Genomic DNA, 13,759 nt, shown 5'->3' with positions numbered 1-13,759 from the left:
ACTTAGGCTCACTCTCGTCGGATCGCAGGTACTTCTTCACGGTGTTGCGAGCCAGGCCTGTACGCCTGGAAATCTCACGGATGGACATCTGTTCTCGCAGTGCCCAACGTCTGATGACATTCAATGTCGCCACGTCTATCACTCCTAATATTCCCCTGCTTTAAAAACTAGCAGGGTAAGGCCTACGTGGGTCAATTTTTGGTGGAAATTACTGCTTCAAGTGGGTCAGTTTTCAACGGAAATCAACAAGAAGGTGCCATAGAGAAGTTACAAGGCTTTATTCAGAAGGTAATTAAGCAAGAAGATGATGTGATGCGCACACGGACAAACATGGAATGCATGGTGAGATGGACAGAAATAGTGGAAAAGGCTGACATTGATTTCCGAGAAGCTATTGGTGCTCCGTCCAGCAAAACTATTCTTGGGCAAGATACTAAGGAAAAGCCCCCAGTTGCGAAGCCAGCCGCCTCAGTGCCACAGATCAACTCACCGCAGAAATCCGTCAAAAAATGATTAGCCCGAAGCGCCGGGACATGTTGGCGGCGTGCGTCCGTGACACCCCAACCGATCCAAGCCCCTAAATTACAGCATTGCTTGGCATTTCTGACCGTCGAAGTTTCAAGTCAAAAAATTGCCAGAAAAAGTTGCGCGTTCCTGAGGCCACAGGTAGCGCCGAAGCGGTCGCGGCCTTCACAGAGGGTATACGTCACCCTGTACTGGTGGCTACATAGCGGCTACATGACCCACAAAGAAAAAACCCTGCTACCAAAAAGATAGCAGGGTTTCCTTTATTTGATGGGGTGGCTGATGGGGCTCGAACCCACGACAACAGGAATCACAATCCTGGACTCTACCAACTGAGCTACAGCCACCGCAAGACCCGCATTATAGCGGGTTCAAAACCTATTCCTTGGCAGTTGCCGCATCCGGCGCATCACTGCTGGGGCGTGGCACGTTGATCTTGACCTTGAAACGCTCTTTGAGCAAAGCGTAATAGGCTTGCCTCTCGGCGCCAGCCAGCCATTGGCTGTACTGGGCACGCTCTTGCTTGGCGGTGGCTTCGGCCACATCGGTGCGCGGCAAAACCTTGTTCACGCGGGCGATGGCGTAGCCTTGGGCTCCCAGGTCCACACCGACCCACGCGGGCACGGTTTCGGTATTGGCGCGCATCACGGCGTCCAGCACTGGGCCTGCCAGCGGCTGGCCTTGGTTACGGGAAACCACGACGGCTTCCGTCAGCTTGGCGTCTTTGGCATCGAGCTTCCAGGCGGCCAGCTTGTCCTCGCCATCTTTCTTGGCCAGTTCAGCCGAGCGGCTGGCGATCAGGCGTTCACGCACATTGGCGCGCACTTCGGCCAATGGCAATGTACGGGCGGCGGTGTATTGGGTGATGCGGGCCGATGCCAATTGGCTCGGGCCAACTTCAACCGCTTCGGAATTGCGCTTCTTCTCGATCGAGTCGGGGCTGAAAATGGCAGCCAGCAGCTTGGCATTGGCCAGTGGCCCTGTGATACCAGGCGCGGGCTTGCGTTGCAGGCCGGTGGCTGTGCGCACTTCCAGCTTCAGTTTGTCGGCGATGGGTTTGAGCGCATCAGATTGCTCGTACACACCGTTGGTAAACGTTTCAGCCACTTCGGCAAACTTGCGTTGGGCCTGTTGTGTCTTCAGATCGGCTTCAATACCGGCGCGCAGTTCTTCAAAACTTTTTTGCTTTGGTGCTTTCACATCGGTGAGTTTGATGATGTGAAAACCAAAGTCGGACTCCACGATGTCGCTGATGTCGCCCTTGTTCATCGCGAACACGGCTTCTTCAAACGGTTTGACCATCGCACCGCGGCCAAAGAAATCGAGATCACCGCCGTTGGGGGCAGAGCCTGTGTCCTGCGAGTTCTTACGCGCAGCGTCAGCAAATGAATCGGGGGCCTTGCGCACCTGGGCCAACAGCTCGTCGGCGCGCGCGCGCGCCTTCTGGCGGTCTGCAGCAGCCATCTCTTTGGGTGCGTTGATCAGAATGTGGCTGGCGCGGCGCTCTTCCTTGCCGCTCATGCGCGCCACGTTCTGCTCGTAGTACGACTTGACGTCGGCTTCGTTCAGCGTGATGGATTTCTTCACTGTGTCCAGGTCCAACACCAGGTACTCCACCGTGGCGGACTCGGGCGCCTGGAACTGGGCGGTATTGGCCTGGTAATACGTTTCCAGATCCGCATCAGTCAGGCTGACCTTGCTGGCGTATTCGCTGGCGGTGAAGCGGGCGACCTGCACATCGCGGCGCTCAAAGAATGCGTTGAGGGAAACATTGGCCAGCGCCGCGGGCGCCAGCGCGGTGGACATCACACCAGCCTCCACCTGACGCTGCGACAAATCAGTGCGCACCTTGGTTTCAAAACCTTCGGGCGACAGGCCCTGCATTGCTGCGATCTGGCGATAGCGTTCCATGTCGAGCGAGCCATCGGGCTTGCGCAAGCTCGAAATCGTCGGGTCTTGCTGCAAGGCGTTTGCCAAGCGCGCATCGGTAGTAATCAGATGCGAATTTTGTGCGGCTTCGGTCAATACGCGGTCACGCACCAGCTTTTCCAGAGTGGCGTAACGCGCCTGCGGCGAGTCAAACAGCTTGATGTCGACGTTGGGGTATTGGGCGCGCATCCGGTCTACTTCGATTTTGTGCGCGTTGTCCCACTCGGCTTGCTTGATGCTGTAGCTGCCAACCTTGGCGACACTTTCTCCGCCGGCGTTCAAGCTCTTGAAGCCATCTACGCCTACCAGAACAAAAGCTGGAATGATCAGCAGGAACATGATCAGCATCATCCATTTGGTGTGCTTGCGTACAAAATCAAACATGCGAATCTCTCTTCACGAAAAACAAAAAAGGCGAACAACTATGTTCGCCTTCGCTGGTGTGGTGGTGGGTGATGACGGGCTCGAACCGCCGACATTCTGCGTGTAAGGCAGACGCTCTACCAACTGAGCTAATCACCCAAACCGAAACCGAATTTTAGTTCAGGGCATCTTTCAATGCTTTACCTGGACGGAATTTAGGAACTTTGGCAGCCTTGATTTTAATCGCATCGCCGGTACGAGGATTACGACCTGTGCGGGCGGCACGCTTGCCCACAGCAAAAGTACCAAAACCTACGAGAGAAACCGAACCACCCTTTTTGAGCGTGGTCTTGACGGCACCAATGGTGGACTCCAATGCGCGCGTAGCAGCGGCCTTGGAAATATCTGCATGTTTTGCGATGTGTTCAATCAGTTCAGTTTTATTCACAAATACCCCTTGTCTGCAAGCAGCGTTAGTTGAATTGTCTCTTCGAAAATTGTGTTCGTAGCAGTTGCGGGCTGCTGCATTCCATTAAAGCTAGGGGCTATCCCTGTGTCAATACGGCTTGCAACATTACGACAGTGCGGACGCGAATTCTAGTCGTATTTACAAAAGAAAATTTCCCGTCTGGAGAAGAAATTTGTGATATGTCAAATGCACCGCTTCGGGGCACTTGAAGCGGCACGTTACCACCGGTTTCAGGGAGGGCTTAGCGAAGGTTCAGCGGGCTCTGGCGCGGATTTCCGGCAGCGCTTTTTGCAGGTAATAGACCATGGACCAGACCGTCAGCACCGCGGCAATCCAGATCAGCCAGACACCCCACAAGTGGGTGTTGATCAGGCCAAACAGCATGCCGTCAAACAACAGGAAGGGAATGGCCACCATCTGAACGACGGTCTTGAGCTTTCCAATCATGTGCACCGCCACACTCTTGGAAGCACCAATCTGGGCCATCCATTCACGCAGCGCGGAGATCGCAATCTCGCGACCAATGATGATTAATGCAACAAAAGCATCCGCACGCTGCAGGTGGACCAGCACCAAGACACAGGCGCAGACCAAGAACTTGTCGGCCACCGGGTCCAGGAACGCGCCGAACGATGAGGTCTGATTCAGCTTGCGCGCCAGGTAGCCATCGAGCCAATCGGTCAGCGCGAACACCACGAACATGACCGTGGCAAGCAGGTTGCGTTCGTACTGTGTCGCAAAGGATTGCGGTAGGTAGAACACACCCACGATCAGGGGGATCGCGAAGATACGCGTCCAGGTCATGATGGTGGGGATGGTCAAAAACATGGGCTGATTGTGGCACGCCTTGGGCGCGGGAGAACCCTAATGCAAAGCCCGATAAATCTCTTCGGCAAGCTCGCGCGAGATGCCCTCTACTGTCGCCAAGTCTTCCGCACTAGCCAGCGCGACGCCACGCACTCCACCAAAGCGTTGCAATAGCCGGGCACGACGCTTGGGGCCAATGCCAGGAATCTCTTCCAGCTTGCCGCCACCTATACGCACTTTGGCGCGCGCAGCGCGCATGCCGGTGATCGCAAAGCGATGCGCTTCGTCGCGAATCTGCGCGACCAGCATCAGCGCAGCCGAGTCCATGCCCAGATAGACCTTCTCACGGCCATCGGCGAACACCAGCTCTTCGAGCCCGACCTTGCGGCCCTCGCCTTTTTCTACACCCACGATCAGCGACAGGTCCAGCCCCAGCTCGGCAAACACTTCGCGTGCCATCGAGACCTGGCCCTTGCCACCGTCCACCAACACCAGGTCGGGGAGGCGCCCAGTGCCTGCAGGGGTCGTGCCATTGTGTTTGGCCTCTTGCAATGTCTCGGCCAACTTGCTGTAGCGGCGCGTCAGCACCTGGCGCATCGCGGCGTAATCGTCGCCCGGCGTGATATCGGTGATGTTGAATCGGCGGTACTCGGCGTTTTGCATCTTGTGGTGCTCGAACACGACGCAAGAGGCTTGCGTGTTCTCCCCCCCCGTATGCGAAATATCAAAGCATTCGATGCGCAGTGAATCCAGGTCTTCCTGCGCCATGTCCAGTGCCTCAGCCAGCGCCCGGGTGCGGGCTTGCTGTGATCCCTCTTCGGCCAGCAGGCGCGCCAATTGCAGCGCGGCATTGGTCTGCGCCATCTCCAGCCAGGCACGGCGTTGCTCGCGCGGTTGGTGCACTGCGCTGATCTTCACTCCGGTCTGCTCCGACAACGCGGCCAACAAACTCTTGCTGACCGGGTGACTGACCAACAGCGTAGGCGGAATGGCCACCTCTATATAGTGCTGCGCCAGAAACGCTTCGAGCACCTGCACTTCGACAGCATCGGGCTGTACCTCGGCGGCCTCTTCTTCGCTCAACGCGAAGGCGTCGTCCACGTGCACTGGAAAGTAAGGTCGGTCGCCCAAATGGCGCCCACCGCGCACCATCGCCAGATTGACGCAGGCTTTTCCGCCCTGCACCTTCACGGCCAGGATATCGACGTCGCGGTCGGCCACGTTGTCCATCGACTGCTGGTGCAACACATTCGACAGCGCGGATACCTGGTTACGCAGTTCTGCCGCCTGCTCAAACTCCAGCTTGTCACTGTGCGCCATCATGCGGACTTCCAACTCGCGCATCACTTCCTGCGCGTCGCCGCGCAAAAATTTCTCCGCGTTGGCAACGTCTTCGGCATAGTCTTGCGCCGAGATATGGCCCACGCAGGGTGCGGAGCAGCGTTTGATTTGGTACAGCAGGCAGGGCCGTGAGCGGTTGCTGAATACGGGGTCTTCACAGGTGCGCAGGCGAAAGACTTTTTGCATCAGCAAGATGGCTTCTTTGACTGCCCATGCGCTGGGGTACGGACCGAAGTAGCGGTGTTTCTTTTCCACCGCGCCACGGTAGTAGGAGACGCGGCTGAAATCACCAGAAGCTGGCGACTTGACCGCTTCGGATACGGCACCCGCTTTGGCGGGCTTTGCCGTACCGCTCATTTTCAAATACGGATAACTCTTGTCGTCCCGAAACAGGATGTTGTACTTCGGGTTGAGCGTCTTGATCAGGTTGTTTTCGAGCAGCAGCGCCTCGGCTTCGGAGCGCACCACCGTGGTCTCCATGCGCACTATCTTGCTGACCATGTGGCCAATGCGCGTGCCGCCGTGGTTCTTCTGGAAATAGCTGGAGACGCGCTTCTTCAGGCTGATGGCTTTGCCCACATAGAGCAACTGGTCCTGTGCATCAAAGTAGCGGTACACGCCCGGCAACAACGGCAAGGCAGCAACTTGGCGCAGCAGTTCGTCAGAGTGGATGGGCGCGGAAGCGGCGTCGGACATGGGGGGCTATTGTGCAGCGTGGACAATCGTATGTATGAAGTGGGATATTTTTTGCAAGGTCATCGACAACTTTGGCGACATCGGCGTCTGCTGGCGCCTGTGCGTCGACTTGGCTACACGCGGCCACTCGGTACGTCTGTGGGTAGACGACGCCAGCGCACTGGATTGGATGGCGCCGGGCGCGCGTACCGGCGGCTGGTCTGGCGTGCAAGTCTTCGATTGGAGTCAGTCGCAGAACACAGAACTGCTGGCCGAACTCCCACCAGCCGACGTCTGGATAGAAAGCTTCGGTTGCGAGATTGCTCCTGAATTTATAGCTGCTTACGCATACTCTATGCGCTCTGTAGGCCTAAATGGCACTAAAACTCCAGTGTGGATCAATCTGGAGTACCTCTCTGCTGAAGGCTATGTAGAGCGCTCGCACGGCCTGCCCTCCCCCGTAATGAGCGGCCCGGCCAAGGGCTGGATCAAGCACTTCTTCTACCCCGGCTTTACCGCGCGCACGGGCGGCCTGCTGCGTGAGCCGGACCTGGCCCAGCGCATGGCGCAGTTCGATGCCACCGCATGGCTTGCACAGCAAGGCATCACGCGCCAACCCGGTGAGCGGCTGGTTTCCCTGTTTTGCTACGAGCCTAGCGCCCTGCCCCAGTTGTTGAGCCAACTCTCCGACCAGCACGCGCCGACCCGTTTATTGGTCACCGCCGGGCGCGCTACCGCGGCTGCGCAAGCTGCAGTTAGGGATAAAAACAGGCTGCAACCCGCGTGGAATGTGCGTGAGCAGCTATCTTTTTTCTACTTACCCAGTTTCAGCCAGCATGACTTTGACCACCTGCTGTGGGCCTGCGATCTGAACTTTGTGCGCGGTGAGGACTCGGTTGTCCGCGCGCTATGGGCAGGCAAGCCGCTGGTTTGGCACATATACCCGCAGGACGACGCGGCCCATCACGACAAGCTGGATGCCTTTTTGGACATGCTGGGCGCCGGCGCTTCGCTACGGCAGTTTCACCATGTCTGGAATGGCGTTACCACCAACGACCTCCCGGCCCTGGAGCTGGAAAACTGGACGCAGACCACGCAAGCCGCCCGGGCGAGACTGCTGCATATGGACGATCTGGCAAGCCAGCTTGTCGGTTTCGTGACAAAAAACCGTTAAAATCTGAGGCTTTGCTGAATTTGCCGCTAGTTTGAAGGGCAAATCATGCCCCGCCGCAGAACGCGGCCTACAGTCGCTAACGACGACATCTGTTCCTGCAACCCTATGAAAATCGCTCAAGAAATCCGCGCCGGCAATGTGATCATGCACGGCAAAGACCCCATGGTCGTTCTGAAGACCGAATACAGCCGCGGCGGCCGCAACTCTGCCACCGTGCGCATGAAGCTCAAGAGCCTGATCGCCAACTTCGGTACCGAAGTCGTGTTCAAGGCCGACGACAAGATCGACCAGGTCATCCTGGACAAGAAGGATTGCACCTACTCCTACTTCGCTGACCCGATGTACGTCTGCATGGACGAAGAGTTCAACCAGTACGAAGTCGAAGCCGAAAACATGGGCGACTCGCTGAACTACCTGGAAGACGGCATGGCTGTTGAAGTGGTGTTCTATGACGGCAAGGCCATCTCGGTCGAATTGCCTACCAGCGTTGTGCGCGAAATCACCTGGACTGAGCCCGCCGTCAAGGGCGATACTTCCGGCAAGGTTCTGAAGCCTGCCAAGATTGCCACCGGTTTCGAAATCGGCGTGCCAATCTTCGTGGCCCAAGGCGACAAGGTCGAAATCGACACCCGCACCGGCGAATACCGCAAGCGCGTCTAATCCACGCCGCTGTCAAAAAAGGCTTCTTCGGAAGCCTTTTTTGTGTCCGCTTAGAACACACTCACACCATGCAAGCCCTGCTCAACACCATCGCCACCATGGCACTGCCCGCCGATGCCCAACGCATCTTCCACGGCCGCGGCGGGCTGCATCCTGGCTGTGAGCATTTGGCTTTGGATTTCTTCCCGCCAGTCTGGCTGCTCACCAGTTTTCAGCCTCTTGACGACGCTGCATTGGCAACAGTTCAGTTGGCATTGGAGCAACGCTGGCAACAGTTGGCGCCCGGCCAGCCGTTGAACTGGGTCTACCAATGCAGGCATGAAGGCCAAACCGACACCCGGCTGTTGTCTGGCAACCTGCCCGATCCCCACGACGTCACGGAAAACGGCGCGCGCTTTCGGGTGCATGTGCTCAAGGGACAAAACCATGGGCTGTTTCTCGACATGGCCGAAGGCCGCCGCTGGGTTCGCGCGCATGTCGCTGAGCGAACGGAAGGCAAGAGCAACATAGGCTTTCGGGTGCTCAACCTGTTCGCCTACACCTGCGCTTTCTCAGTGGTGGCGCTGCAGGCTGGTGCGCGGCATGTGGTCAATGTCGATATGAGCCAAGGCGCTTTAAGCATCGGCCAGCACAACCACCGGCTCAATGGCATCACAACGGGAACCAGCTTTCTGCCCCACGATATTTTCAGTACCTGGGGCAAGATCACGCGCGGCGGCCCGTATGACCTGATTGTTGTCGACCCGCCCAGCTACCAAAAGGGCAGCTTCGTCGCCACCAAAGATTACGCGCGCCTGATGCGCCGACTACCGGACTTGCTGATGCCCGGCGGCCACGCGCTGTTGTGCCTGAACGCGCCTGAGCTGGGTATGGCTTTCCTGCAAGACCAGATGCAGGAGTTGGCGCCGCAGCTAAAGTTTGTAGAGCGCATCGCTAACCCAGCGGTATTTGCCGATGTGTCGGAGGAACGTTCGCTGAAAGTGTTGCTCTACAAAGCGGCTGACTGATCCAGGCTGCGTCAGCCTTACAGCCGCACCGCACGGTGCAATGTCCGCACCAGATCGGATTGGGTGATGATGCCCACCAACCGCGACTGTTCATCGACGATAGGAATGTGGTGATGGCCGTCCTCCGAGAACAGCGGCATGAGTTCCGTCAACGGTCGGCTGGCGCTGGCCACGCGCACCTGTCGGGTCATGATCTGCCCCACTGCTTCGGGTTTCTCGGAGTGCGTAGAGCCGCTGCGGCGGATGAAGTTGCGAAAGCGCTGGCCCATCTGCTCGGGCCTATCCAGCTGTGCGTGTCGCATGAAGTCGGCCACGGTCACGATACCGACGATGCGCTGCACCTTGTCGATCACGGGCAGTGCCTTGATGCGATGCTTGTGCAGCAGATCCCAGGCTTCGTGCAGGGGTGTGCCAAATTGCACCGCCACTGGATTGCGCGACATCACATCCGCGCAGATCAGCCCCCCCAGGTTGCGGCGGTATGCCGCCATCTCGGCCTGCTGCAGCAAGCCCTCCAGATCGTCGCGGCTTACATCGAGAATCTGGTTGTACTGCGCCAGCGCGGTGTCCAAGTCCTCCTTGGTAAAGCGCAACTGAAGGTCTATTGCGTGGCCAGGTGCACGGGTTTGCACATGCGGATAGCGCCTGCCGGTCAGACTGTTGTAGACCACTGCCACCGCTAGCATCACCAACACATTCACCAAGAGCGCTAACCACGGGAACTCCAGCCCCACCCAATGGCTCAGTACCGCAGACAAGGCCATCGCCCCGCCAGGAGGATGCAGGCAACGCAGCCACAGCATGGCCAGTATCGCCAAGGGAACGGACAGGCCCGCGCCCAGCACCGGATCAGCAATCCAGCGCGCACAGGCCACGCCGACCAGCGCGGATACGGCGTTGCCGCCCAATACAGCCCAAGGCTGCGCCAACGGACTGGCAGGCACCCCAAACACCAGCACCGCGCTGGCGCCCATCGGCGCCAATAACCACAGGCTCCCCGGCGCATGGGCCAACAAACCATGGCTGATGAACGCCACCAAACCCATGCCAACTGCCGCACCCAATGCAGTGCGCCAGCGCTCCCGCGCATCAATGGTGACCGGCGCGGGCCAAAACGCATGCAACCACTGAAGCACCGAAGCCCATGCAGTGGGCGGCGAATGGGGTGGCTGGATCGTGTCTTCTGCTTGCTCTGGCATGGGGGTTGTGATTGGCGGTATGCGCTGCATTATCAAGGAGCAACGAGCGTGCGATTGCGCCCACGAAATAGGAACACAATGCGCCCATGGAAAACACCCAAAACCTTGAAGTAAGCCGCTTGGCCAATGCCTGGTCCGATCTGCAAGCCCACGCCGACAAAGGCAATCTTTTGCAAGCCGATGCGTATCGTCTGGCGTTCGCAGACCCCGAGTTTTTGCTGCGCCGTGAAACACGCGGCATCCGCTTTCAGCTGGAGATGCTCAAGCCCGACATCGATCAGAGCGAGCAAGGCGTTGAGAGCACGGTGGTGGTCTTCGGCAGTGCACGATTTCCTTCTCCAGAAGCCGCACAAAAAACGCTGGCGGCGGCGCTGGCTGGAGGCGACGCCCAGGAAATTGCGGTGGCGCAGCGCCATGTGCGCAACGCCAAATACTACGACCAGGCTCGCCTGTTTTCACGCCTGGTAGCGGGCTACAGTGCGCGCAAGCCGCTGAAAGATCGGCTCTTCATTTGCACTGGCGGCGGCCCCGGCATCATGGAGGCGGCCAATCGTGGCGCGCATGAGATGGGTGCGCTAACGCCCGGCCTGAACATCGCCCTGCCCCACGAGCAACAGGCCAACCCGTATGTCACACCCTCGCTGAGCTTCAAGTTCCATTACTTTGCGCTGCGCAAAATGCATTTCATGATGCGCGCCAAGGCACTGGTGGCCTTCCCCGGCGGCTTCGGCACGCTGGATGAATTGTTCGAGGTCATCACGCTGGTGCAAACCCGCAAGGTCAAGCCGGTGCCCATCATCCTGTTTGGCACCGATTACTGGAAGCGACTGTTCAACTTTGAAGTGCTGGTCGAAGAAGGCGCGATTTCGCCGGAAGACCTGAATCTGTTTCGCTATACCGACGACCCAGAGGAAGCCTGGGACATGATTCGCAAGTTCTACCGACTCGAACAGGAGTGACAGCAGTCACCTGCGACCAGGCGATTGCTCCTGTTTCCATAGCTGCTTACGAACGTTTTTCGCGGCTTTCAGGCCTATTTAGCAAGATTTCCGTCGCACCAGGCCACACTAAGGCCGCAGTCGCCACGCCAGCCGCGCGCCCGAACCGACCATCGCACCCGTCACCCAGAACACCACGCTGACCCCCACCACTGCGCCGGTCGCGCCAAACAACATGGGCATGCACACGCCCGACAGGTTCATCAGCCCCATACGCAAGCCCAAGGCCTGACCGTGCAACTCATGTGGCGTGATCTGGTGCAGCGTGCTCATGATCATGGGTTGCACGGCACCCAACGCAAGCCCCAACAGCACGGAGCACACGCCCATGGTCCATGGCGAATGCATCAGGGGATAAATTGCAAACAGCAGCGCCGTACTAAGCATGGCCACGGTGACGACGACCCACTCGCGTAAATGGTGGGCCAGTATCGGCATCAATACGCGCACTGCGACCGCGGCCACTGCAAACGACCCAAGGATGGCCCCGATCACCGAGGCGCTGAAATCCCGCTCGTGGCCCAGCACCGGTACGACAAAGGTGTGCACATCCCAGCAACTCGACAGCAACCAGTTCACCAGCAGCAACTGGCGCATGCGTGGCTCGCGCAGCAGATGCCAGACCTTCTGCTTCGCAGCGTCAGCGTGCGGCACTACGGAGGGCAGTTCCACCGTTTTGCGCACCCAAACCCAGGTAAGCAGCGGCAGCAGCGCCAGCATCAGGAATGCCGTTGCGAAGCCGTAGCCATCACCCGGTTTGCCGCCCCACCACACACCCGCATGGTCGATCAGCAAACCCGCCAACACCGGGCCTAGAAAGTTCGACACCGCAGGCCCGATGGAGAGCCAGCTGAATACCTGTTTGAGCTCGGTCGCATCTTTCGCAATTCGCCCCACGTGGCGCTGCAGCGCAATCGATGCCGATCCGGTAGCGCCACCCATCAGCAATGCTGCAATACACAGCACCGCAAAATTCGGCCAACCCACGGCCAAACCTGCGCCTGTAGTCGCGGCCAACACGCCTAAGCCCAGCGGGCGCTTAAGCCCATGGCGATCCGCGTAGCGCCCGGCAGGCAGTGATAGAAACACTTGTGACAATGAAAACAGGGCTAACAGTACGCCTACCGCGAACGCGCTATGCCCTTGTTTCAGTGCCAGCAATGGCGCCGCCATGCGCATGCCTGCCATAGCACCGTGCAAACAAATTTGTCCACAGATCAGACGAACCAGCGCCCAGCGCGATGGGTCGGAGGGTTCAGAGGGTTCTGCAGCGGTGCTCACGCTCATGCAGCGCTGGCGTCCGTATCGGCGTCGCGGTCCAGATCCTTGTCAACCGGGATCAGCGCCTGCGCCTGCAGGTCTGGCAACGCCTCCACCTGTTTGAGCGCGCGGCCCATGGCGCGACTGCGCGTCTCGGCGTTGTCCAGCGTGTTGAGCACGGTCTGGGTTTGCGCTTTGACCTTGGCCAGCACATCACCAAATTTTCCAAACTCGGTTTTGACCGCGCCAAGCACCTGCCAGACTTCGCTGGAGCGCTTCTCCAGCGCCAGCGTACGGAAGCCCATCTGCAAGGAGCTGAGCATGGCCAACAGCGTCGTCGGTCCGGCCAGCGTGATGCGGTGTTCGCGCTGCAGGCCTTCCATCAAGCCAGGGCGGCGCAACACTTCCGCATATAAACCTTCGGTGGGCAAAAACAGAATCGCAAAGTCCGTGGTGTGCGGCGGCTCCACGTATTTTTCGGACATGGATTTTGCCTCCAGCCGGATGCGCGCCTCTAGCGCGCGGCCTGCCACCTCGGCACCGAGCGCATCGGCGCGCCCCTGCGCATCCAACAAGCGCTCATAGTCTTCGTTGGGAAATTTTGCGTCAATGGGCAGCCACAGCGGTGCACCATCGTCCGAACGGCCCGGCAACTTGATCGCAAAGTCGACCACGTTCTTGCTGCCCGGACGGGTGGCCACCTGAACGGCGTACTGATCTGGAACAAACACCTGTTCAAGCAGGCTTTCCAGCTGTGCTTCGCCAAACATGCCCCGCGTTTTGACATTGGTCAGCAGGTGTTTGAGATCGCCCACACCCTGCGCCAGCGTCTGCATTTCGCCCAAGCCTTTATGCACTTGCTCCAGTCGATCAGCCACTTGCTTGAAGCTCTCGCCCAGGCGCGCCTGCAGCGTGGATTGCAGCTTTTCATCCACCGTTGCACGCATCTCGTCCAGCTTCGCGGCATTAGTGGTTTGCAATTGCGCAAGCTGCGCTTCCAGCGTCTGGCGAACCTCGGCCAAGCGGCGCGCGTTGGATTCACTCAGTGATCCCAATTGCAAAGTCAGCGTGTCGGAGAGCGATTTTTGCAGTAGCGATAACTGCTGCCCAAACGCGTCAATCTGTGCATTTTGTGTGCGGGTGGCTTCGGCGCCTTGCTGCAACAGCGCTTGTTGAAAAGTCGCCAGATTCTGGGCCAACTCCTGCCGCGCCGCGCGGGCAGACTCCTGCATCTCCTGACGCAGCGCGCGCTCCAGACCATCGTTGTCATCTTTACGGTTGCGGCCCCACAGCAGCAAACCCGCGCACAACAGGCTCACGCCCAAAACCACCCAAATTGCCACGTCGGTCAC

Annotated in this window: 12 protein-coding genes, 2 tRNA genes and 1 pseudogene; 5 read left to right on the top strand and 10 right to left on the bottom strand. The window is 58.7% G+C overall.

Going from position 1 to position 13,759, the window contains the following annotated elements:
* Positions 1 to 142: helix-turn-helix domain-containing protein (locus AC1DV6_RS11950; RefSeq protein ID WP_477977693.1), on the bottom strand; the 142-nt coding region annotated here is incomplete at its 3' end.
* Positions 143 to 186: 44 nt separating this feature from the next.
* On the opposite strand from AC1DV6_RS11950, the gene AC1DV6_RS11945 reads away from it, so the two are divergent.
* Positions 187 to 513: a hypothetical protein gene (locus AC1DV6_RS11945; RefSeq protein ID WP_477977680.1), complete on the top strand. Its 327-nt coding sequence runs from the start codon at positions 187 to 189 to the stop codon at positions 511 to 513.
* 283 nt (positions 514 to 796) lie between these two features.
* Here AC1DV6_RS11945 and AC1DV6_RS11940 read toward each other — a convergent pair.
* The 6 genes and pseudogenes from AC1DV6_RS11940 to uvrC form a co-directional block, all read right to left on the bottom strand.
* Positions 797 to 872, bottom strand: a tRNA-His gene (locus tag AC1DV6_RS11940).
* A 31-nt stretch (positions 873 to 903) separates the two neighbouring features.
* A complete protein-coding gene (locus tag AC1DV6_RS11935; protein WP_477977679.1) occupies positions 904 to 2,838 on the bottom strand; it encodes a SurA N-terminal domain-containing protein in 1,935 nt (644 codons plus the stop codon).
* A gap of 62 nt (positions 2,839 to 2,900) precedes the next feature.
* Positions 2,901 to 2,976, bottom strand: a tRNA-Val gene (locus tag AC1DV6_RS11930).
* Between the two features lie 16 nt (positions 2,977 to 2,992).
* Positions 2,993 to 3,277 (bottom strand): annotated as a pseudogene (locus AC1DV6_RS11925) (HU family DNA-binding protein); the annotation flags it as partial.
* 261 nt (positions 3,278 to 3,538) lie between these two features.
* On the bottom strand, positions 3,539 to 4,114 hold the full coding sequence (gene pgsA / locus AC1DV6_RS11920; protein ID WP_477977678.1) for a CDP-diacylglycerol--glycerol-3-phosphate 3-phosphatidyltransferase: 576 nt from the start codon (positions 4,112 to 4,114) through the stop codon (positions 3,539 to 3,541).
* 36 nt (positions 4,115 to 4,150) lie between these two features.
* Positions 4,151 to 6,130, bottom strand: coding sequence for an excinuclease ABC subunit UvrC (uvrC, locus tag AC1DV6_RS11915; RefSeq protein WP_477977677.1), 1,980 nt, complete (start codon positions 6,128 to 6,130; stop codon positions 4,151 to 4,153).
* 34 nt (positions 6,131 to 6,164) lie between these two features.
* Here uvrC and earP point away from each other — a divergent pair, with 34 nt between their 5' ends.
* The 3 genes from earP (at position 6,165) to AC1DV6_RS11900 (ending at position 8,950) form a co-directional block, all read left to right on the top strand.
* On the top strand, positions 6,165 to 7,283 hold the full coding sequence (gene earP, locus AC1DV6_RS11910) for an elongation factor P maturation arginine rhamnosyltransferase EarP (RefSeq protein ID WP_477977676.1): 1,119 nt from the start codon (positions 6,165 to 6,167) through the stop codon (positions 7,281 to 7,283).
* Positions 7,284 to 7,388: 105 nt separating this feature from the next.
* Complete coding sequence (gene efp, locus AC1DV6_RS11905; RefSeq protein ID WP_029708765.1) at positions 7,389 to 7,943, top strand: elongation factor P; 555 nt, start codon at positions 7,389 to 7,391, stop codon at positions 7,941 to 7,943.
* Positions 7,944 to 8,011: 68 nt separating this feature from the next.
* Positions 8,012 to 8,950 (top strand): class I SAM-dependent methyltransferase, encoded by a 939-nt coding sequence (locus AC1DV6_RS11900; RefSeq protein WP_477977675.1) that lies wholly within the window; start codon positions 8,012 to 8,014, stop codon positions 8,948 to 8,950.
* Positions 8,951 to 8,967: 17 nt separating this feature from the next.
* Here the strand turns inward: AC1DV6_RS11900 and AC1DV6_RS11895 are convergent, their stop codons facing one another.
* Positions 8,968 to 10,149, bottom strand: a complete 1,182-nt coding sequence (locus tag AC1DV6_RS11895; protein ID WP_477977674.1) for an HPP family protein — start codon at positions 10,147 to 10,149, stop codon at positions 8,968 to 8,970.
* Between the two features lie 86 nt (positions 10,150 to 10,235).
* On the opposite strand from AC1DV6_RS11895, the gene AC1DV6_RS11890 reads away from it, so the two are divergent.
* Positions 10,236 to 11,108: an LOG family protein gene (locus AC1DV6_RS11890; protein ID WP_477977673.1), complete on the top strand. Its 873-nt coding sequence runs from the start codon at positions 10,236 to 10,238 to the stop codon at positions 11,106 to 11,108.
* A 108-nt stretch (positions 11,109 to 11,216) separates the two neighbouring features.
* Here AC1DV6_RS11890 and AC1DV6_RS11885 read toward each other — a convergent pair whose 3' ends face one another.
* Together AC1DV6_RS11885 and AC1DV6_RS11880 are read right to left on the bottom strand one after the other, a co-directional pair.
* Entirely contained in the window at positions 11,217 to 12,434 is a 1,218-nt protein-coding gene (locus AC1DV6_RS11885) for an MFS transporter (RefSeq protein ID WP_477977672.1), read from the bottom strand.
* Entirely contained in the window at positions 12,431 to 13,720 is a 1,290-nt protein-coding gene (locus AC1DV6_RS11880) for a DNA recombination protein RmuC (RefSeq protein ID WP_477977692.1), read from the bottom strand. Before AC1DV6_RS11880 ends, AC1DV6_RS11885 begins: the two co-directional genes overlap by 4 nt.
* Positions 13,721 to 13,759: the final 39 nt, after the last annotated feature.

The sequence above is a fragment of the Rhodoferax sp. P2_H8_2 genome (genome assembly GCF_056403235.1).
This window is presented reverse-complemented; position numbering and strand designations above follow the sequence as displayed.

Bases quoted from the DNA above. Each gene is read 5' to 3' on its own strand.
- AC1DV6_RS11935 (WP_477977679.1), bottom strand. From the start codon at position 2,838: ATGTTTGATTTTGTACGCAAGCACACCAAATGGATGATGCTGATCATG.
- pgsA (WP_477977678.1), bottom strand. From the start codon at position 4,114: ATGTTTTTGACCATCCCCACCATCATGACCTGGACGCGTATCTTCGCG.
- uvrC (WP_477977677.1), bottom strand. From the start codon at position 6,130: ATGTCCGACGCCGCTTCCGCGCCCATCCACTCTGACGAACTGCTGCGC.
- earP (WP_477977676.1), top strand. From the start codon at position 6,165: ATGAAGTGGGATATTTTTTGCAAGGTCATCGACAACTTTGGCGACATC.
- efp (WP_029708765.1), top strand. From the start codon at position 7,389: ATGAAAATCGCTCAAGAAATCCGCGCCGGCAATGTGATCATGCACGGC.
- AC1DV6_RS11900 (WP_477977675.1), top strand. From the start codon at position 8,012: ATGCAAGCCCTGCTCAACACCATCGCCACCATGGCACTGCCCGCCGAT.
- AC1DV6_RS11895 (WP_477977674.1), bottom strand. From the start codon at position 10,149: ATGCCAGAGCAAGCAGAAGACACGATCCAGCCACCCCATTCGCCGCCC.
- AC1DV6_RS11890 (WP_477977673.1), top strand. From the start codon at position 10,236: ATGGAAAACACCCAAAACCTTGAAGTAAGCCGCTTGGCCAATGCCTGG.
- AC1DV6_RS11885 (WP_477977672.1), bottom strand. From the start codon at position 12,434: ATGAGCGTGAGCACCGCTGCAGAACCCTCTGAACCCTCCGACCCATCG.